Source organism: Capnocytophaga leadbetteri, from assembly GCF_003054025.1.
Classification (GTDB): Bacteria; Bacteroidota; Bacteroidia; order Flavobacteriales; family Flavobacteriaceae; genus Capnocytophaga; species Capnocytophaga leadbetteri.
Genome location: NZ_QBKG01000001.1, coordinates 619,937 through 642,142 on the forward strand (window position 1 = coordinate 619,937; position 22,206 = coordinate 642,142).

Genomic DNA, 22,206 nt, shown 5'->3' on the forward strand with positions numbered 1-22,206 from the left:
AAAAAAAACACTACTTTTGTAGCACTATTTGTGTAAATAAATACAATGAAAAAGTTTCTTACAGCAATTTTATTTTTGTTTTTTTCTGGGCTTAGTTTCGCCCAAGGAGTTGATTGTATCGATGTGCAAATAACTCCTATCATCGGAAGCTGTTATGCTGATAATGCTATCAAAGTAACCGCTAAAAATAAAAGTCCTTACCCCACCGCCTGCAAACCTTCAAGCGGGCAGTTTATCGTCCAATTCAAAGGAATGGGAAAGGATAATGAAGTTTATAAAATGACTCCATATCCTGTAGCAGCAGGAGGAACAGCCGAGCATACCTTAGAAAACTTAGAGTCAGGCACCTACCAAGTCATAGTGCGCGATGCTATGACGGGGGCTATAGTAGAACGCTCTGTTACTATTGCTAATAGCTATAAACCGATGAATATACAAGGGTTAGAAGGATTGGCTCCTACTTGCAACCAACAAGGAGGGGTGCGCTTTCGCATCCCTAACGGAGGTAGAGGTCCTTTTGATGTAACCATCCTTGATGATGCTGGTGAAAATGTGCTATTGCCTACTCAAAGGTTTGCAAGACCTACTGGCAATAACTATATTGAGGTACGCGGTACCGCTACTAACCCTATTACTGCAGGACAAAGACTGAGAATCCAAATTAAGGACGTGACTACTACTGGAGATAATTGTGGCGAAACGCGCAGACTACCTATTCAAGTACCAGCTTTAGTACAAACACCTGAGTGTCTCAAAATTAAAATGTATGATTATAGAGAGATGATAGTGAGTGATACTAGTTGCGGTAAATACAGAGCTTCTTTTATAATTAGAAAATTAGAAGATAATACTCCTCTATACCAAGGTGCTCCTAACGTAAACGCTTTATTGAATTATTTTAGACTACCTGGTACTGCTGTAGTACGTTTTTTAGACTCTACTGACCCTACTAAAATAGGAAAAACACTCGATATTTCAAGTACTTTTGATAATAACCGCTATCATATAAGAGATCATATTATTCAAAAAGGCGATGTTTTAGAAATTACTATCAAAGGCGGACAAAATACTATCAAAGAAACCGTACGCTTCAACGAACAGGTTGATCCTGCTACTTGCGCAAGCAATCGCTTGTTTTCTGTTGCTAATGGGTCATATAATATGGGAATACCTGTCGGATGTACTACTGGTACAACTAGAGAATTGAGCCTCTTTTATTCTATTCTTGATGGCACATACCGAGAAATGCCTAATGTTACCCAAGGGGGAACCTATCGCTATTATGTGTATTTCCAAGATCCTTATAAGACAGATATTGAAAAAATGGAGCACTTTACGCTCGAAAAAGGTGCTTCAGCTTCCGGACCTTGGACTCCAGTGCCTATGACCGATGCCGCTGTTGCTGCCCCAGGACAAGCACGATGGACGCACCGCCGTATTTATCTAACAACAGTAGGCGAAGGATATTATAGAATTACCTATAAAAATACTAATAACTGTTTTGAAACTTGTACAAGAGTTATTAGAATATTTTACCCCAATCCTTCTCTGCCTTCTATCGAAAAAATATGGGATTATTACAATCCTCTTTATGGTATACACGAGGGCACTGGCGCTTTTATGATACGCTTTCTTTCAAACCAATTTGTAAGTCCCTTAAAGCTAGAGGTAGAACCTGCTGATGGTACTAAAACAATGACTTATACTCCTCAAGTAGGGCATTTAACAGCTACACAAAGTCGTACTATTACCTTCCCTCTTACCCTCTCCCAATCGTTTAACAGTGCAAGTAGTAACTGGATTCCTATGGGCTATACTAACTTGCCAGCAGGGCGCTACCGTATAAAGGTAACCGATGCCTGCGGGCGATCTACCACCCGCGAGTACGACCTCTTAAAAACGGAATATCAGTCTGAAAAATTGTCCTTCAAAAAAGACTGTAATGTAGCCGAAATGGTATACAAAAGCAATGGAGGATTTTCTCATACTAACCTTAATATTTCTTTGCAAAAATATAATGATAACGGTACCTTTGTAGGACAGCCTATCATTCGAAATACTAATCCTTTCAATGGCTCATTCATCAATTTGCTACCTGGGAAATACAAACTCAAACTGATTGGGTCAGGAGGACTTCATAGTACTGGATATCATCCCAATAAAACGTGGTTTTATATAGGGGTGACAGAACCTGGTATACCTATAACCGAGTTTGAAAAAGATATAGAGGTTAAACCTATCGAACCCCTCAATCCTATGCTTAGCTCCTTGCTGTGCGACCAAGGGGTGGGCACCTATATGATTGCTGCTGATGTCGCGGGGCAGGCTGTGAAGTTCCCACTTACTTTCAACCTTTATGAAAGACCTAGTGCTACGGCTACTAATACTACTACGTCTACACCGATAAAAACCCATACTTACCAAGAGAGTGATAATAAATATTATCACGTGTTTGATGGCTTAGCTCCAGGTAAGCACTATTTGATAGAAACCAAACACGTTTGCCAAACAGTACCTAAGTACATCAGTTTAGATGTCTCAGATACTTTCGACCCTACTTTGGTGGTAGACCGCCCTGTGCCTTTCTGCAAAGGCAATGTGGCTACTGTACAGCTGTTAGGAGTACCCGAAAGTATTTTCGAAATCCAATGGTTTAAGTTAGATACTAATGGCAATAAAACTACTACCAGTCCTTATCGCATTAATAGTAGTTTTTCAGAACCTATTTATGAAACAACTTCCTATCTAGCAGAGTATCGTATCCGACCAGGGGTAGGATGTAGCAATAATAATTGGTATACCAAAACAGCTACAGTAGTGATGCCTCCAGCCGATATGCCTCGCATCACAACTCCTTGTCCACAAAATATTACGGCTACTGCTACAGTAGGCAGATGCGATACTCCTGTGTGGTGGACAGAACCTGTAGGGGAGCCTTCTTGTTTAGGAGGACTTACTACTACACGCACCCATACCCCTGGTGATAGATTCTCTATAGGTACTCATACCGTTACCTATACTTTTACTGATGTATCAGGCAACACAAATTCTTGTACATTTTTTATAACGATAAAATCGAATGCAGTAAAGCTTAAGAAGTCGCATCGTTATGTAGATACTTCAGGTAATCCTATTACTCAAGTACAAGTAAATCAGCCTTTCTATTACGAATTGAAGTATGAGAATAATGGGGCTGAAACTATCAGCAAAGCAGTAATAAATGTAAAATTGCCTGATAACACTACCTTAATATCTAATGGTGCCCCTGACCTTAGTGGGGCAGGAGATGGTACTTGGAATAATCCTCAACCTACTTCGGCTTATAGTGCAGCCAATAAAACCTGGCGTTTTGAGATAGGTGCTAATGGTACTACTTCAAGCCTTAAGGCAGGCGACCCTCAACGGGTAATACGTATTCCACTAAAAGTGGAAGGTGATTGCAATACTCTTTTTGCTCCTTGCGAGAATTATTTGCAAACTGATTTATCCTTCAATTATGAAGGAGGGCCTATAGGGTGTCCTTCTGCTGCAATTACTGAAGAAGCAACCCTTTCGACCACTATAGATACTTCGGGCTGCGATCGTCAAGAAGTACATTGTGCTGCAGGAGCTATGACTTTCAATGCCATAGGTGGATTTACAACTTACCAGTGGTACGATAGCAATGGAGCTATCATAGGAGCAAATACAGCTTCGTATAGTCCGATAAATCCCGGCATTTACAAAGTAGTAAAGACTAAATCTTGTCACGGAGTTAATTTAACAGTGACGGAGACTATAGATTACATATCAGTGGGGAACATACAAGACCCTATAAAGGCGCAGGCGCAGAATATAGGGGTTACTTGTGCACAGGACGGCGGTTGGACGAGTCAGTTTTATCTTTGTACAGGAGGTTCGAAGGCTATTTCGGTGGATTATAACAATACTCCTTATGAGTGGCAAAGCTGGAATGGCAGTTGTAATGGACAGGCATCGACCCAACCAGACTGCCGTATAAAGACGGACGACTGCTGGAGTACATTAAGTTCAGGTAAAACCTTTACGCTTACTACGGCGGGCTTGTACCGTTTGAAATTCTTGAATTCGGGCTGTGATAAGGCGTTCTATTTTCAGGTGATTACGGGTGGCTTATCGGGTAGTTTATCGGATAAGAAAGACGAGACGCCATTTGAACAAGGATCGGTAGCTTATCATTTGAGTGCGAGTGGGGTACAATATAAGGTAGAGATTTATAGGAATGGAACTTTATTCCGCACGGATATAAAGACGGATAATACGGGTCTTATAGAAAACCTAACGGAGGGTACTTACCGCTTTAAGTTTACTTCGCCACAGATACCAGGTTGCGAGTATACGGCTAATGAGACTATCGGCAAGCAGACGGATATGAAGATGACAGCAACCTTCAAAGGCTTTAAGGAAGGTTCTTGCAACACGGCTAAGTTGCAGTTAAAAGCAGAAGCTGGACAGCCTACTTATCGTTTTTATATTTGGAAGATAGATGGTCAGAAACAATATGCTGATGAGGCTACGGCTTTGCTATCAACTCCTATTGGTATACAATTAGCCAGTCAAGGGGCTACGGGGGTAGAGCTAGAAGTGCCTAATATTACCCAAATGGGTGAATACGAGTTTTTAGTAGGTGACCAGCGCAACGGAGCGAAGGCTTACTCTAATAAAGTAGTGATAAGTCCACCATTACCACATAGCTTTACGGTATCGGCCACACAAGAGATACAATGTGAGAGCAACCCTAATAGCGGCCATATTAATTTGATATTTGCGCCAGGAAGTCAGAATATCAACCGTACTATCAACTTGTATAAGTTAGATAATACGGGAGCCAGAGTACTACCGGTGTTTAAGACCAGTGGGGGCGGTCTGTTTACGGGCTTACCAGCGGGCACTTATGAGGTAGAGATGATATCGAATGTAGCGAGTGCAACTTGCCGCTATGTGAAGAAACCTATAGAGATAAAAGCAACCCAAGCACCGCTTAGAGCGTATGCAGGGGTAGTGGCTGACCGCTCTTGCGATACGGCAAACAACCAATACAAAGTAGCGGTGAACAACGTATCGGGAGGTACGCCACCATACCGTTATAGTTTTGATGGTGAGACAAGCTATGTACTGACCAATGTAGGTTATATAGGCGGAAGCAGTACTATCTATGTGAAAGACAGTAAGGACTGCCGCGTTAGCATACCTATAACGGTAGAGATGACCAGTATGCCAACAGTGAACTTAAGTCCTATAGCATATCGTTGTGATAATGGCTATGGTTCGGTAACGATAACACTAAGCTCTTCGGCTTCTCAAACCTACCAATATATATTAGACGGTAGTGCTACTCAAACCCTTGTAGGGAATACTATCCACCGTACTTTAGCGCCAGGAACGCACTCGCTAACGGTGTACTACACCCCAGCCAATTCATCAACTACCCCTAATGTACTCTTTACAGAGGATTTTGGAACAGGTGATGTAAATACTTGTGTAGATAGTGCTAATACAGATTTAGTATGTGGTACAAACAGTATCACCCTACAAGATGGACAACAGCTTATTACCAAACAAGCACCAGCAAAAGCGGGTTGGACGATACCGTCAGACCCTACGGGCGGTAGATACTTAGCCGTAGCAGGTAATGGTAATGGCGAGGTAGCGTACAAACGCACCTTATCGGGAGTGGCTCTTAATACGCCGCTTACGGTGAGTGTGGATGCGGTGAGCTTACTTACCAGCACAGGGGTACCAGCACAGTTTAGAGTAGCGCTTTGCAAGGCCGATGGTACAGCCCTTATAACCAAACCTTTAGGAGCAGTAACTAACGGAGCGAGCTGGAAGAACTTAAGCGTTACCTTTACAGCAGCAGAAGTAACAGGCTTTACAAATAACAATATACAAATAAAAATCCTCAGCTCAGCTTCACACTCTTATGCTGCTTTGGGTAGTGACTTTGCGCTTGATAATGTGAAAGTATCGCAAGCGACTACTTATTGTGAATTGAAGGTAACACAGCTTATCAACATAGAGGCTAACAAGCAGATGCGCGTAGAGAAATACGGAGCAGAGAAGAATGTGAGCTGTATAGGGGCAGCTGATGGACAGGTGCGTATACGGGTAGTTAATGCGCCATCGGTAAATATAAAATACGCAGTAATAGATATTAACACCTCTACTCTTACTTGGACACCAACGACCCTTGATGCTCAGGGAGTATTTACTATCACGGGCTTGGGGGCTACCCAGAGCGGTAGCGTACAGATACAAGACGCGAGCCAATCGAACTGTATAGGTACAGTAGAGTACAAGATAGGAGAACCTACCCCAATAGTACCATCAGTGGTGCTAATGGAGCGTGTAACTTGCCTTAATGGAGGAAAAGCTAAGATAAAAGTATCGGCTACGGGCGGTAATACGGAAGGGTATCAGTATCAGTTAGTGTCAGTAACGCCTAGCTTTGTACCAGCGACCGCTACGCCTAATCCACAAGAGATAGGCGATATACCGGCAGGTACTTATACTTTAGTAGTAAAAGACAAGAATGGCTGTAGTACAGAGACTACAGTGATAATAGATGGAATGCAAACTCTTACGGTGTCGGCAGAGCCTACATCGATGTGTTACAGCACGGGTGATGAGAAGAAGATAGTACTAACGGTTATTAGTGCTAATGGAACAAGCTATAAGGTAACACGTGCGGGCGGTAACACCTATACTTTCAATAGTAATATCTACACTTACCCAGATGCTTTAGAGGTAGGCGTTCATACCTTTACGCTAACTGATGGTTATGGTTGTCAGACAACGGTATCGGCAGAGATATATGCACCGCTTAGCTTACAGGTATCGCCTACAACCCCATTGTATGCGAGCTGCAATGGCAGTACGCAAAGTTTTGACTTATCGGTAACAGGAGGAGTACCTACTCTACCAAAAGAGTTTAGCTATAGCATAGACGGAGGAATTACCTTTACTCATATAGCTAGCAGTACTACTAGTGCCTCAGTGTCAATAGCAGTACCTACAGCAACTAGTACTATAGTACAGTTTGCGGTAAGCTATAAGCCAGACGGCAGTGAATGTAGAAGAGAGCGCTATGTGAGCATCAGCTACGACCCACCACGCTTTTTGAGTAGTACCTTTACTACTACTAAGGCTATTTGTGGTGAAGATAACGGTTCGGTAATCATCACCCCAGCTGATTATTATGTAGGTACTACTTCGCATACGCTGGTAATACGCAATGCGGCTAATGTGGTACAAACTAGTACTACGGCAATGGCGGCAGGCAACTATGTAGCCTACTTAACTGATGCCAGAGGTTGTGTGGCTACCCAAGCCTTTACGATAGATAAGGTAGACCCATTAGTATCAACAGCGACTATCACTAAGCAAATGGGCTGTACAGCAGCTGATTTAGCAGAGATAACGGTAACGTTGGGTACAGGCGGTACGGCACCTTATGTAGTGAAGGTACTTAATACAGGTACTAATGCAGAAGCTACCCAAACGGCTACCTCGAATAATATATCATTAACTTTTGGTAGCTTAGATTACGGTAATTACTCAGTAACGATAACCGATGCGAATGGTTGTAACAAAGAGCATAACTTAGTGATAAATCCGAACTCGAGTGTGATGAGTATCACCTTCCCAACTGTTTTGGGTTGCGTATCACAGACACAGGCTATTATTAGCACGACTAGTTCGGGCACCTTTAGCTCGACTACTAAGGCGTACTTTGCGGTATATCGTACAGGCATACAGAACCCTCCAGCTAGTTCGGCAGCTAATAGCGTATCAACTATTAATCCTAACGGAGGTACTGATATGTGGTACTTAGCTACGGCATCGGGTACAGGAGTAACGGTGAATATTCCTAATTTAACGCCAGGGGTACGTTATACTTTTGTAGCTTACAATATCACTACGGGTTGTAGATTTACTCAGCAAGCGGCTTCGCCAGCGCCAGGAGGCTCGACTTTATCGGCAACTTTTGATATACAGAATGTAAGATGTGCGGCAGGCAATGATGGTACGTTTACCTATACATTGTCAGGTGTAAATGCAAGCACTAATGCTATTGGCTGGAATATCTATAAAGCAGATACGCACCAGTCAGTAGTAGCAGGTACTACCCCATCATCATTTACCACACCAAGGAATGTAAATACTTCCTTGCCAGCAGGTAAGTACTATATAACCTTTAGAGAATCGCCAAGTGGTTGTGTAAACTCATTTGATTTTGAAATCAAACGTTCGGCTATAGAGCTGCAAATCACTACAGCAGAGACTAAGAAGGCGACTTGTATAGCTGAAGGACAGATATGGTTAGGCATCAGAGGAGGAACCGCTACTTATACTTATAACTATGTAACGGCAGGGGGTGTAGCTCCTACGGTATACACGCAAACGACTATGGCCTCTAAATACGTAGATATGCCAGCGGGCGTGTGGGATGTGTATGTACGCGATGCTTTTGGCTGTCTGAAGATGAGTACGGTTACAGTTACGGCTTACGATGTGCCAAATGTTGTTACGGCAACTACGTTGGCTTGTCAGGCGTACACTAATAACAATAACAAGATACCAGTGCGTATTGAATTGAATAAGATAGGACAAGGGGCTCACTTCTATAGCTTAGATGGAGCCGCTACCCAAACTATCCAATGGACAGAGTCTAACAAATCGTTTGAGGTAGAAGTAACGCCACTGGTAGCCCATACAGTTACGGTAACCGATGTAAATGGTTGTGCAAGTGGTATAACCTTTAGCACTACGGCACTTATTACCGCTACGGCTACTCTTACTAAGCTGAAGAGTTGTGCTACGCCTACCGCTCAGATAACAGTAAGCGTATCTGGAGGAACAGGTACTTATAGCTATACTTTACAGCGCCTTGATAACGGAACGGTAGCAAGCGAGACTATCGCTACTGATGCTGCCTTCCCAACTCCTACCGGAGGGATAATACCCCTTGGTACGGCAACCTTTACTCAAGAGGCTACTTACCGTATGTACATCTATGATGCAGAGACGGCAGATTGTAGGCCTATAGTGAAAGAGTTCGTGGTACAAGACCCAGAACCTATAGATTTAACGGGTATAGTGGTACAACCTTATCACGAGAAATGTAACTTAGGTTTAACGGCTACCCCAGTGGGTAGTATAGAGGTAGTGATGCCAAAACGTTCAACTACTGAAGCTTATACCTTTACGATAATTAGTGCTATTGACCTTACTACGGGTAGTACCCTAACGGTAACGGCTACTCCTACTACTTCGGGTACACACTCAGCTACCTTTACAGGCTTGCACGGTACCCCACAAGGAGTGAAGTACGATATTCGTATTACCAACCAAGAGGGATGTACAGCGGGTGTTTATACAGTGGTAACCTCACCAGAGCCTATCACTTTTGAAGACGGCGTACTAACCGCTACACAGTATAAGTGCGAAAACGGCGCAGGACTTTCTACTCCTAAGGTAGTACTTGATGTAACGAAGATAAAAGGAGGCGTACCACCATATACTACTGAGTTCTATAGCACGGCAAGTAGCACTTTATTGGGCAATGGTACAGAGTATACGCTACCAGATTTAACAGGCGGTAGTTACTATGTACTAGTAAAAGACAATGCGGGTTGTAGCTCGGCTACGGTAAGTGTAACAGTAGCCCCAGCCTTCGAGCTTACTACCCTAAGTGTTACCACTACGGTAACGGCTACTTGCGCGGTAGACGAACAAATACGCATAGATGTAGGCACTACGGGCTATATAGCAGGTACAAGGTTGCGCTACACTATCCAAGGTACGGACAATAGCATCGCTACGGTTACAACAGTGGCAAGTCCGAGCCTTACCATCACCTTACCGGGTTCTAAGAACCTAAAAGGCAGTGGTTATACAGTAGAGGTTACTAATGAGCAAACTGGTTGTAGCATCACAGGGGTACACAAGGTGAAAGACCCTAATACCTTTGCGGTAGTATCAAGCAACCCAGTGAGAGCTATTTGTCATAATGACTTTGGAGCGATAACTCTATCGGTAGTAGATACTGACTTATCAGACGGCGACCAATCGGCAGGCTTTACCTATACGATAACTTCAGTAGGTTCAACCTCACCTACCAATATCTCAGGTAGCGAAGCTGGCAATACGATGACCATTACCGGTCAGCTAAAAGGCGGTACTTATGATATAGAAGCCACCTCGAATGCTACGGGATGTGCGATAGCTAAACACCGCTTTATCATACCATCAAACCCTGATGAGATAAGGGTAACTGATGTGATACAAATAGTATCAGTAAACTGTGATAATGAAAAGGCTATAGTACGACTTACTGTTAGCGGCGGACAGCAAACCTATACGGTAACCCTCACCCCTATAAGCGGCACCCCAGGTACGGCAGTTACTAAGACTGATGTACCAGCGGGCTCACCAGGGGTAGAGTTCTTAGGACTTAACGCTACAGGGCCAGGAGTACCAGGTATTTATCAGATAACGATAACCGATGCGTTGGGCTGTACTTCGTTTACAGGTTCTAGCACTATAACGATAGACCCTTATGATACCATACAGGTAGCTAGTGTAACGGCAGAAGTAACTTCAATTACTTGTATAGGGGCTAACGATGGTAAGCTGAAGGTGAGCAATGTAAGAGGCGGTACTCGTCCGTACTACTATAAGTTAGTATCGACAGCTACTAATGCAGCGGTACAGACTATTAGTAAGAATGCCTCAGAATACACTTTTGAAGGGGTAGAACCAGGTACTTATAGAGTAGAGCTTTACGATGCTAAGAACTGTATGGTATCGTTACCAGGTACCTTTGCATTTGTTGACCCATTAGCTATTAGTGCAGATATAGATGAGAATAACTCTAGCTTCTACACTTGTAGCGGTCAGAATGACGGTAGCCTTACTATAGATAATTTGGTAGGCGGTACAGGTACTTATACTATCGACATTGTAAGAGCCGATAACAATCAGAAGATAACCGGACATATAGATGTAACGGGTACTACCGATACCTTTAGCAACTTACCACCAAGTCCTAAGGACACTTATTACCAGTTAGTAATTAAAGACACGAATGGCTGTGTGATGACAAAGACGGTGACCTTTACGGTGGTAGAGTTCCCAGATATCAACGTGAACTACGTAGAGAAAGAGGGCACTTGCGAGGCTAATACGAATAATTATAAGGATTATTTGGTGGTTAAGTTCCGCAGTCCAGAGGTTGATTTTAGCAAGATAACCTATAGTCTTAACGGCGCGGCTACCAGAACCTCGTTTGTACGTACGTTGGGCAATGTGGGGTATATAGAAGAGTTCGATAGAACGATAGTGAGTCAGACTATCGAGGTACATTACGATACTACGAGCCCTGTTAGCGGCCATTGTAGCGCAAGTAAGAACTTTACTATTGATTTATACGTACCACTCACCCTTTCTGATACCACCAGTTCAGCAACGGCTATCAATACGGTACAGGTAGAGGCTAAAGGAGGAACGGTTACTAATCTGAAGGGCTACACTTACTATTACAATGGTGTAGATAGAGGTGATAGCACTACTTATAAGATAAACCACAACGATCCGGAACGCATAGCGCCAGATGGTACACGCATCAAGATAGTAGAGGTAATGGTACAAGATGCTAATGGCTGTACGGCAACCCTTACGTTAGAGGTACCGTACCACGATATAGAAGTACCGAACTTCTTCACTCCGGATGGAGATGGCGAGAATGATGTGTGGAAGCCTAAGTACTTAGACAATAATGTGAATGCACGTATTTACATATTTGACCGCTATGGCAGACGTTTAGCGAACTTAGCACCGGGAGAAGGCTGGGACGGACAATATGATGGACGTTCGATGCCATCGGGGGATTATTGGTATATTATAGAGATCAATGATCAGCTGTACGACAAGCGTCAGTTCTACGGCAACTTCACATTGTATCGCTAATCGATAATTGATTAATTGATAATAGTAATATAATTAAACAAACGACAAAAGCCAGCAGTTAATTGCTGGCTTTTGTTTTTGTTGTTTTTAAGCGAACGATGAGCAAAAGATTAGCGAACGATGAGCGAAAGATTAGCGAACAATAAGCGAAGGATAAACGATGTAAGTTTACTCGTTCTAAAAGTCAAAAAGACCTCAAAATCTGTTAAAAAAATATTCTTTTTTTCTTTTTTGTTTCGAAAAAGATTTATACCTTTGTGCCAATTAGCAAATTGACAAATCGACAAATTGACAAATCAACAGTATGGTTTATATTGAATTATTAATAGTACTCCTCGCTATATTTGTAGGGGCGAGGGTAGGAGGTATCGGGCTCGGTATCTTCGGTATGATGGGCTTAGGTGTTTTGGTGTTTGGCTTTGGGCTTACCCCAGGCAATCCGCCGATTGATGTAATGCTTATCATAGTAGCGGTTATCACAGCAGCAGCTACCCTACAGGCAGCCGGAGGCTTAGACTATCTGGTGAAAGTAGCAGAGAAAATACTGCGCAAGAACCCAGCTATGATTACCTTTCTTGCACCTGTAGTGTGCTACTTCTTCACTTTGTTTTCGGGCACAGGGCATATTGCCTATTCGCTTTTGCCTATTATTTCAGAAATAGCCACTGATAGCAAAGTACGCCCTGAGCGCCCGCTTTCTATCTCGGTAATAGCCTCGCAACAGGCAATCACAGCCAGTCCTATTTCGGCAGCGACTGCTGCTCTCCTCTCAGCAGAATTGTTGGGCGATAAGGGAGTAACTTTAGGCAATATATTAATGGTGTGTATACCTGCTACTTTAGTAGGGGTGATTGTAGGGGCTATAGCAGTGAGTTTTATGGGGGTGCCTCTTGAGAAAGACCCTGAGTACCTACGCCGTCTGCGCGAGGGGGTGTTAGACGCGGAAGGTAAGTCAGAAGAGGCTCTTTCTCCTCAAGCAGCTAAACGTGCAAAAACATCTGTAATTATATTCCTTATAGGGGTGCTATCAATAGTGCTATTTGGTTCAATAGACAGTTTGCGTCCTACTTTTACGGTGAATGGTCAGCTGGTAAAACTCGGAATGGCACAAGTGATAGAAATAGTGATGATGTCTACTGCAGGCTTAATGCTCATTTTTGCTAAGACCGATATTAATAAAGCAGTAAAAGGGTCAGTGTTTATCGCTGGTATGCAGGCCGTAATAGCCATTTTTGGTATTGCGTGGATGGGCGACACTTTCTTTGCTGGTAATATCGAATTTTTTAAGACACACATCGAGCAAATCGTCACCCAGTACCCATTCCTCTTCTCAGTAGCCCTCTTTGTGATGTCAGTGCTTTTGTTTAGTCAGGCGGCTACCGTGCGCACTCTTTACCCTTTAGGCATTGCTTTAGGCATTCATCCAATGGCAATGGTAGCGATGTTCCCAGCAGTAAATGGTTACTTCTTTATTCCTAACTATCCTACAGTGGTAGCAGCTATCAACTTCGACCGTACCGGTACCACTCGCATCGGTAAGTACGTGCTGAACCACTCGTTTCAGTTGCCTGGTTTTGTAGCAACTATAGTGGCTATAGCGGTGGGCTATCTGATAATTATGTTGATGTAATTAATAATTAAGAAAATATTGTTTAACTTATAAAACTGATTATAAATGAAATTAATGAAAAAAATTGCCCTTATATTATTGGTGATGATGTCTGTGGCAGTTTTTGGTCAAAAACCAAAGATTCGTATTTTAGCTACTGGTGGTACTATCGCTGGTGTGAGCAAATCAAATACAGAGACGAACTACAAAGCCGGAGAGCTCGGTATTTATCAACTATTAGAAGCGGTACCCGAAGTGAAAAACTTGGCAGATATAAGTGGCGAGCAAATAGTGAAGATAGGCTCGCAAGATATGAATGATGAAGTATGGCTTACGCTTGCCAAACGCATTAACCAGTTGCTAAACAAAGAGGGCTACGACGGAGTAGTGATTACTCACGGAACCGATACTATGGAAGAAACCGCTTACTTCTTAAACCTAACTGTGCACAGCAAAAAGCCTGTAGTAATGGTAGGAGCTATGCGTCCGGCTACCGGTATGAGTGCCGATGGCCCTCTGAACCTATACAATGCTGTAGCGGTAGCTGCCGACAAAAATGCTATGGCACGTGGGGTAATGGTGTGTATGAACGATATCGTACTTGATGCCAAAGATGTGATTAAAACTAATACTACCGCTGTAGAAACTTTTCAAGGAGCTAATTATGGCAAATTGGCTTATATTCATAACGGTAAAGTTTTCTTCAACCGTATGCCTGAAAACAAACATACTTACCAATCGGTGTTTAATGTAGATAACCTAAAAGAATTGCCAAAAGTAGGTATCATATACAGCTATTCTAACGTTTCTGAACTGCCAATGAAGGCTTTTATGGACGCTAAGTTTGATGGTATTGTACACGCTGGTGTAGGTAATGGTAACCTTTACCACACTATTTTTGATTTAGCAGTAAAAGCCAGAGAGCAAGGCATCTTGTTTGTGCGCTCTTCTCGCGTGCCTACAGGGGCTACTACTCTCGATGCTGAAGTAGATGATGCTAAATACCAATTTGTAGCTTCACAAACACTAAATCCACAAAAGGCTCGTGTGCTACTGATGTTAGCACTTACAAAAACCAAAGACTGGAAACAGATACAAAAATATTTTGATGAATACTAAAACCTAATTGTATATGAAAAAGATATTGTTGGCAATGAGCTTTCTGGTAGGAGGTGTTGCCTTTGCTCAACAAGATTTGCAAGAGCAAATCAACCAACTGCGTATGGAGATAGACCAGCTGCGTATGGCACCACCACCTCCTCCTATGGAGATGCTAGTCCCTCCTGAAGAGATGGAAAGTCCGTTGTGCAAGAAATTTAATATGTATTTCAACTTTCAAACTAGCTTAGATGCTGAAAAAGTAGGGAAAAATGATTTAACCACCAAGTTTCAGGCGCGTCAGTTGCGTTTAGAAGTACGTGGCGACCTTACCGAACGTATATTTTATCGTTTTCGTCACCGTTTGAACAAACCAAATGCAGCAGCTTCGTTAGACAATCTGGCTACTGCTACTGATATGATGTACGCTGGTTTTCGCCTTAATGAAAAATGGACGGCTACCGTGGGTAAGATGTGCCAAATGTGGGGAGGCTATGAGTTCGACCTCAATCCGATGAATATCTATGAATATTCAGATTTTCTTAATAATATGGATAACTTTATGCTCGGGGCAATGATTACGTATACCCCTAACCCTAACCATGAGTTTAACCTACAAATTACTGATGTTCGCAATGATAGTTTTGAAAATATCTATGGTACTTCTACAGGTATTAAAGCGAGCAATGCGCCTTTAGCTTACATCTTCAATTGGAATGGTAATCTTTTTGATAGCCTTATTCAGACTCGTTGGGGAGCAGGATTGCAAAGTGAAGCCGATGGCTATACAAATGCCTTGGTAATGCTTGGTACTAAACTGAACTTACCTAAGTTTCAGGTGTTTTTAGACTATATGATGGCAAATGACCAATTAGATAGATTATGCTATACACCTAATAGTAAGGATAGTAATAAAAAAATATTAGGAATAAAAGATGCTAAATACAACTCGTTTGTGCTAAAGGCAGAGTACCAACCTGCACCAGAGTGGAACATCTTTGCGCAAGGTCTTTATGAAACGGCTAATAGCAGCTTAGCTAATAACGAGTTTAAAGGCATAGGCTATTTTGCAGGGGTAGAATACTTGCCCTTCAAGGAACAAGACTTGCGATTTTTCTTAGCCTATATCGGTAGAAGTAGAGATAGAAATAGTGTAGTAGAAAATACTAATCGCGTAAGTGTAGGTATGATGTACCGCATAAAAGCGTTTTAACAATTACTAAATTTGGGAATTAGCAAATAAATAAGGCTGTTCAATCATCTTGAGCAACCTTATTTCTCATTTTATTATTGATCATTAATTTTCTGGTATTTGCCAATCACCGCGCACTTTTAGTACTTGCTCAATAACATCGCGTACAGCCCCTTGTCCTCCCTCGCGGTGAGAGATATAGTGGGCTACAGCTTTCACTTCAGGCACGGCATCCTGAGGGCAGGTAGCTAAACCAGCGTGTCGCATAGGCGAAATATCTGGCAGGTCATCACCCATATAGAGTATTTGCTCTGTTTTTAGTCCTTTGCTTTTTTGGTACTCTAAAAAAGTGCTGAGCTTTTGGTGGCGAAGCATAAAAATATCGGTAACCCCCAGATTTTCAAAGCGTTTTTGTACACCTACATTGCCTCCCCCTGTCAGGATACAGATAGTATAACCTTTGGCTACAGCTGTTTTTACGGCGTAACCGTCTTTCATATTCATACTTCGCAGCAAATCGCCATCGTTATCTACGAATACTTGGGTGTTAGTAAAAACCCCATCAACATCAAAGATAAAAGTAGTGATGTCTTTTAATCTTTCTTTATAATTTTTATTTTCCATAATAAGTATGTATAATAGATTCTGTGATTACTTTGTAAATATGTTGGTAGTGTTCAGGCAGTATGGCAAGGTGATTTTCAATAGTTTGGGTATCATTGCGCCTTGCAGGGCCTGTTTGCGCCTCAAGGGCAGGCATCTTTTGTAGTTTAGCAAAAGTTTCAGAGAGAAGCGGTTGCAATATGTCAAAAGGCACTTGGTGTTGCTCGCAAATCTGCTGACTGATGCCGATGAGATGATTGGTGAAATTATTGAGGAACACAGCAGCCACGTGTAGTGAACTGCGCTGCTCGCTGTTGAGTATATATACTTTAGAGCTGAGCCGTTTAGCCAAGGGGTGCAATAGTTTGTCTATATCAGCAGGGTCTTGTGCTTCTATACAGATAGGCACGCTGCTGAAGTGTACTTTGGCAGTTTTAGAAAATGACTGCAGAGGGTAGAAAACGCCAGCTCTATGGGCAGGAGCAATAACCCCCATAGGAGTATTGCCTGAAGTATGCACCACTAATTGTCCTTGATAGGGTAGGGCAGCCGAAAGAGGGGCTATTGCTTCGTCTTTAACAGCTAAAATAGTGAGGTTGGCAGGGCGAAGAGAAGAAAGATTAGTAGTTTTTTCAGTTTTAAAAACCTCAAAGTCAGCAGTAAAACCACTTCGGTTATACAGTTGTTGCAGATGCACATTGGGTGTGGTATAGAGGGCTTTAGTCAGGTGGTAAGCCAGATTGCCCGCGCCAATAATGTTAATAGTTAAGGCCATTTTTATAGTGATTTAATAGTTTCAGGGGCAAAGATAGCAAAATAAATAAGAGTTTTCAAAAAGTTTTTCTATAAATAGATGTATTATTCATTTATTTTATGTAATTTTGCCAAATGAATTATGAATGACGCAGCTTGCTTATCTTTTTAACCTTTATCATTACGAATGAATTTATTTAGGAAAATATTTAAAAGAGATACAACGGAAAAACTAAGACGCAAGCAGGAAGAGCAGCTTCCTGCAGATGAGCTATTTGCGCAAAAATTTACAGAAAATGGCGGTAAATTTATTTATTGTACTTCAGAAATTGAGGTGCAAGAAGCTTTTAGGTCTATACTAAAAGAATTAGGACTCTATGTAAAAATGAGTTCTAATGCCTCGCCTACTATTGAGGCGATGTTTGAAGAGCATACTTCTTTTTTCTCTTTTCCTACTACTGACTCTAATGTATATCTAACGGATTGTGAATATCTTATTACCTCATTAGGCGGTATTATGTTTACTTCTTTACAGATGAAACACCGAAAAATGAACGAACTGCCCGATACATTTATCGTTTTTGCTAAGACCAGCCAGATGGTGAAGGATATATCTGAAGGGATGAGGGGACTAAATAAGCGCTACCCTGCTAACCAGAAGCCCACAGGCTTGGTGACTCTCCAAAGTTTTTTTGAAGACCCCGAAAAGAGTTCAATAGCTACTTACGGCACAAGTAATAAGAAAACCTATCTTATTTTGCTTGAAGATTTGACAAATTAGATGATTATGAATGAACTTTTTAAACGAACCATTACAGGTTTTATTTACATATTTTTATTGCTATCGGCTATAATGCTCAATGCCGATGCATTCGATTTTTTATTCTTATCTTTTGGAATTATCTGTCTTTTTGAGTTTAAAAGACTGATATGGCTAAAGGAATTGCATATATTTTTATTGTTTTTGTTTGCTTGGTGGCTTTTTATACATCTAAAGCTCTCTGATTTTTCTATCTATATGTTGCTGTTAGCTACATTGCTCACCAATATATCGCTTATACTCTCACTTTTTAATGAGAAAACGCCACTAAGGAAGCAACATAACAATACCAAACTACTGATTAGCTTGCTATATATAGGCGGTGGCTGTATATTTGTACCTCTTATCTACAGACACGAAGACAATCCTAATCCGAACTATTTCTTTCAGAACTTTTTCAACAACGAATCGCAGATAACGATGATAGGGTTACTATGTATCATCTGGGCAAGCGATACTTTTGCTTACCTAACAGGTAAAGCTTTTGGTAAGCATAAACTCTTCGAGCGCATCTCGCCCAAAAAGACGATAGAGGGCTTTTTAGGAGGGTTAGTAGGAGCGGTGATAATCTCAATACTTATTGATATTTACAGCGTACGCCCAATGTGGCAATGGATTATATTGGCAGTAGTATTAGTAGTTACAGGTACTATAGGCGATTTAGTAGAGTCAAGTTTTAAGCGAGCGGCAAAAGTAAAAGATAGTGGCACTATCCTACCAGGGCACGGAGGTTTGTTAGATAGGCTCGACAGTCTGTTGTTCGCCTCGCCCTTTGCCTATCTTACTTTAGTGATATTTGAACTTTTTATGTAAAGACAAAAAATGATGAATTTTTATAAATATCAGGGCACGGGGAATGATTTTGTAATGGTAGATAATAGAGAAGGTATCTTCCCTAAAGATGATACAGAGCTTATAGCCCATTTGTGTCATCGCAGGTTTGGCATAGGGGCTGACGGACTTATCTTATTAGAAAATGACCCTGCCTACGACTTTCGTATGGTATACTATAATGCTGATGGGCGCGAGAGTACAATGTGTGGCAATGGGGGACGCTGTGTAGTAGCCTTTGCCCGCGAAATAGGAGTGATGACAGGCGATAGTACTCGCTTTATAGCGATAGATGGAGAGCATCACGCTACTATCGATGCGCAAGATAAGGTACACTTGCAGATGAAAGATGTACAGACCGTAGCCGTACACCCTGATTATGTGTTTTTAGATACCGGTTCGCCCCACCACGTGCAATGGGTAGCCGATGTAAATAAAGTAGATGTTAAAACTGAAGGGGCTGCCTTGCGCTATGGCGAGCTTTATGCCGATAAAGGAGGAAGTAATATTAACTTTGTATCGCCAACTACCGATAGCTTTGCGGTGCGTACCTATGAGCGTGGGGTAGAAGATGAGACTTATTCTTGTGGTACTGGGGTTACCGCTGTAGCTATTGCCCTCTATCATACCGGACAAATAACTGCCCCTGCGGTTACCTTGCACACTAAAGGTGGCGACCTAAAGGTAACTTTTGAAAAACAAGGTGCCCTCTATCAGCAGGTATATCTTTCAGGCCCTGCCGAAAAAGTGTTTAAGATTAGTGAGGTTTTAGGGGTTAGTTGTTAGACCATTCAAAAAACATAATTAAAAAAATGCTTCGGGCTTTAGAACCTACAGATATTGATTTCCTCTATCAGCTAGAAAATGAGCGAGGATTATGGGAGGTGAGCGAAACGCAATTGCCTTTTGCTAAACACCTGCTGCAACAATACCTGCTAAATGCTACTCAAGATATTTATGAGGCAAAACAGTTTAGGTTTGTTATTGCAGCAGAAGATGATAGCCCAGTGGGCTGTGTAGACTTATATGATTTTTGTCCACAACACAAACGAGCCTTAGTAGGTATTGCTATTTTGCCAAACCATAGAGACAAAGGCTATGCTACAAAAGCACTCACTGCACTAATCGCCCACGTGAGGGGCTATTTAGATATACACCAATTGGTAGCCTATATACCTGCCGATAATAAAGTGAGTAACGGCCTTTTTCAGAAAGTAGGCTTTATGGCAGTAGCGACTCTCCCCGATTGGTTATACTATAAGGGTGTGTATAAAGCGGTGAGAGTATATAGAATAGTAATTTAAAAATCTTTTAAAATTGTAAATATATTATTATGCAAAGAGACATTGACATTTTTGAACTTATTCAGGACGAGAGAGAGCGTCAGGAAAGAGGTATTGAGCTGATTGCTTCAGAAAACTTCGTAAGCGACCAAGTGATGGAAGCAGCAGGCTCTATCCTTACTAACAAATATGCCGAGGGTTACCCTGGCCGACGCTACTACGGAGGTTGCGAGGTAGTAGACGAAATTGAGCAAATAGCTATTGACCGCGCTAAATTGCTCTTTGGGGCTGAGTACGCTAACGTACAACCTCATAGTGGTTCGCAAGCTAATGCCTCAGTATATGCGGCTTGCCTCAAACCAGGTGATAAGATTTTAGGATTTGACCTTTCGCACGGGGGGCACCTTACTCACGGTTCACCAGTGAACTTTTCAGGTAGATTGTATGAGCCTGTATTTTACGGAGTAGAAAAAGAAACAGGTTTGCTAAACTACGACAAGATTTTAGAAATAGCAGAACGCGAAAAACCTCAAATGATAGTAGCAGGCGCTTCAGCTTATTCTCGCGATATAGACTTCAAACGCTTTAGAGAAATAGCTGATAAGGTTGGCGCTTTGCTATTTGCCGATATTGCTCACCCTGCGGGACTTATAGCTAAAGGACTTCTTAGCGACCCAATTCCTTACTGCCATATTGTTACTACTACTACCCACAAAACGCTTAGAGGCCCTCGCGGGGGGCTTATCCTTATGGGTAAAGATTTTGAAAACCCATTCGGGCTTAAAACCCCTAAGGGCGAAGTAAGAATGATGTCGTCGTTATTAGATAGCTCGGTATTCCCTGGCAACCAAGGAGGTCCATTAGAGCACATTGTTGCAGCTAAAGCAGTAGCTTTTGGCGAGGCGCTTTCTGACGACTTTTTGCATTACGCTATACAAATACAGAAGAATGCCCGCCGTTTAGCTTCTATCCTTTTAGGCAAAGGCTATGATATCATCTCTAAAGGAACTGACAACCACTTGATGCTTATCGACCTACGCAATAAAGACATTAGCGGTAAAGAAGCAGAAATAGCTTTAGGCAAGGCTGATATAACTGTAAATAAAAATATGGTTCCTTTTGATACACGCTCTCCTTTTGTAACCAGCGGTATACGTGTAGGGGTAGCTGCTATCACTACTCGCGGACTAAAAGAAGACGATATGGAGCGTATCGCTGACTTTATAGACCGTGCTATTGCTAACCACACCAATGATGAGGTGCTTGAAGAAATAGCTGAAGAAGTAAACCTATTTATGGAAGATAGGCCTTTGTTTGCCTATTAGCCAATTAGCAAATAAAATTTTGCCAGAGTTTATAGCATATTATGTTATAAACTCTGGCAATTTTTTGAATGGAAAAGATAAAAATAGTTTGTAGTAAGTGAGTAATTTTAAAAGTGAGTTGTTAAACTTCTGTTAATATTTTACACTTTTGTTGGATAAAAAGAGAGAAGTTAGTATTTTTGCGCCCTGAAGTAATAGAGTGATGTCTACTCACTTATTCATATTTAGGGTAAGTAATAGAATGTAGGGTCCTTTTTATTGGTAATTTTTTTCATTTTTATTTTTTATATTGAAAAAATTACTAACTTTGCACCGTGATTTGACTTACCATAGTTTAATGTTGTAGTCAGCTATATTTTATAATTTGAAGAGAGGTGCTGTTTTGCACATGTTAATTAGAAACTATGATTAAAAAAGGTTTATTTTCAGTAATTGCTACTTTATTTTGTACAGTAGTTTTAGCGCAGCAAGAATCGCAGTATACACAGTATATGTATAATACTATGCAGTTCAATCCAGCTTACGCAGGTTCGCGCGAAGTAGGAAGTTTCTTTGGTTTATTTCGTACCCAATGGGTAGGTATCAAAGGTGCCCCGACTAACGGAAGCCTTAGCTATCACCAACCAATGGAAAGCCTTCGTAATGTAGGTTTAGGGGGGAGTATTTTTCGCGAGAGTATAGGGCCTCAAAACCAAACAGCTTTA

12 protein-coding genes are annotated in these 22,206 nt (G+C 41.7%); 10 read left to right on the plus strand and 2 right to left on the minus strand.

What is annotated here, in order from left to right; translation table 11 throughout:
- The first annotated feature begins 45 nt into the window (after window positions 1–45).
- From C8P65_RS02825 to C8P65_RS02840, 4 genes are all read left to right on the plus strand, one after another.
- Entirely contained in the window at window positions 46–11,988 is an 11,943-nt protein-coding gene (locus C8P65_RS02825) for a T9SS type B sorting domain-containing protein (RefSeq protein ID WP_107781113.1), read from the plus strand.
- A 304-nt stretch (window positions 11,989–12,292) separates the two neighbouring features.
- On the plus strand, window positions 12,293–13,618 hold the full coding sequence (locus C8P65_RS02830) for an anaerobic C4-dicarboxylate transporter family protein (RefSeq protein WP_107781115.1): 1,326 nt from the start codon (window positions 12,293–12,295) through the stop codon (window positions 13,616–13,618).
- Window positions 13,619–13,663: 45 nt separating this feature from the next.
- Window positions 13,664–14,716, plus strand: coding sequence for an L-asparaginase 2 (gene ansB / locus C8P65_RS02835; RefSeq protein WP_107781117.1), 1,053 nt, complete (start codon window positions 13,664–13,666; stop codon window positions 14,714–14,716).
- 13 nt (window positions 14,717–14,729) lie between these two features.
- Window positions 14,730–15,908, plus strand: a complete 1,179-nt coding sequence (locus C8P65_RS02840) for a porin (protein ID WP_107781119.1) — start codon at window positions 14,730–14,732, stop codon at window positions 15,906–15,908.
- An 84-nt stretch (window positions 15,909–15,992) separates the two neighbouring features.
- Here the strand turns inward: C8P65_RS02840 and C8P65_RS02845 are convergent, their stop codons facing one another.
- Window positions 15,993–16,511 (minus strand): KdsC family phosphatase, encoded by a 519-nt coding sequence (locus tag C8P65_RS02845; protein ID WP_095913194.1) that lies wholly within the window; start codon window positions 16,509–16,511, stop codon window positions 15,993–15,995.
- A complete protein-coding gene (locus tag C8P65_RS02850) occupies window positions 16,501–17,265 on the minus strand; it encodes a Rossmann-like and DUF2520 domain-containing protein (RefSeq protein ID WP_107781121.1) in 765 nt (254 codons plus the stop codon). The genes C8P65_RS02845 and C8P65_RS02850 overlap by 11 nt, the downstream gene beginning before the upstream one ends.
- A 165-nt stretch (window positions 17,266–17,430) precedes the next feature.
- Between C8P65_RS02850 and C8P65_RS02855 the strand changes: the two genes are divergently transcribed.
- The 6 genes from C8P65_RS02855 to C8P65_RS02880 form a co-directional block, all read left to right on the plus strand.
- Entirely contained in the window at window positions 17,431–18,024 is a 594-nt protein-coding gene (locus tag C8P65_RS02855) for an LUD domain-containing protein (protein WP_095913192.1), read from the plus strand.
- A gap of 6 nt (window positions 18,025–18,030) precedes the next feature.
- Window positions 18,031–18,876 carry a phosphatidate cytidylyltransferase gene (locus tag C8P65_RS02860; protein ID WP_095913191.1) on the plus strand — a complete coding sequence of 282 codons (846 nt, stop codon included), beginning with the start codon at window positions 18,031–18,033 and terminating at the stop codon, window positions 18,874–18,876.
- Window positions 18,877–18,885: 9 nt separating this feature from the next.
- On the plus strand, window positions 18,886–19,680 hold the full coding sequence (gene dapF, locus C8P65_RS02865) for a diaminopimelate epimerase (RefSeq protein WP_107781123.1): 795 nt from the start codon (window positions 18,886–18,888) through the stop codon (window positions 19,678–19,680).
- Window positions 19,681–19,694: 14 nt separating this feature from the next.
- Window positions 19,695–20,198, plus strand: a complete 504-nt coding sequence (locus C8P65_RS02870) for a GNAT family N-acetyltransferase (protein ID WP_107781174.1) — start codon at window positions 19,695–19,697, stop codon at window positions 20,196–20,198.
- A 29-nt stretch (window positions 20,199–20,227) separates the two neighbouring features.
- The gene (gene glyA / locus C8P65_RS02875; RefSeq protein WP_107781125.1) at window positions 20,228–21,502 is read left to right on the plus strand and encodes a serine hydroxymethyltransferase; all 1,275 of its coding nucleotides are present in this window, start codon (window positions 20,228–20,230) and stop codon (window positions 21,500–21,502) included.
- Window positions 21,503–21,906: 404 nt separating this feature from the next.
- Window positions 21,907–22,206, plus strand: a 300-nt coding sequence (locus C8P65_RS02880; protein WP_146162910.1) for a PorP/SprF family type IX secretion system membrane protein, incomplete at its 3' end; no start/stop codon positions are given.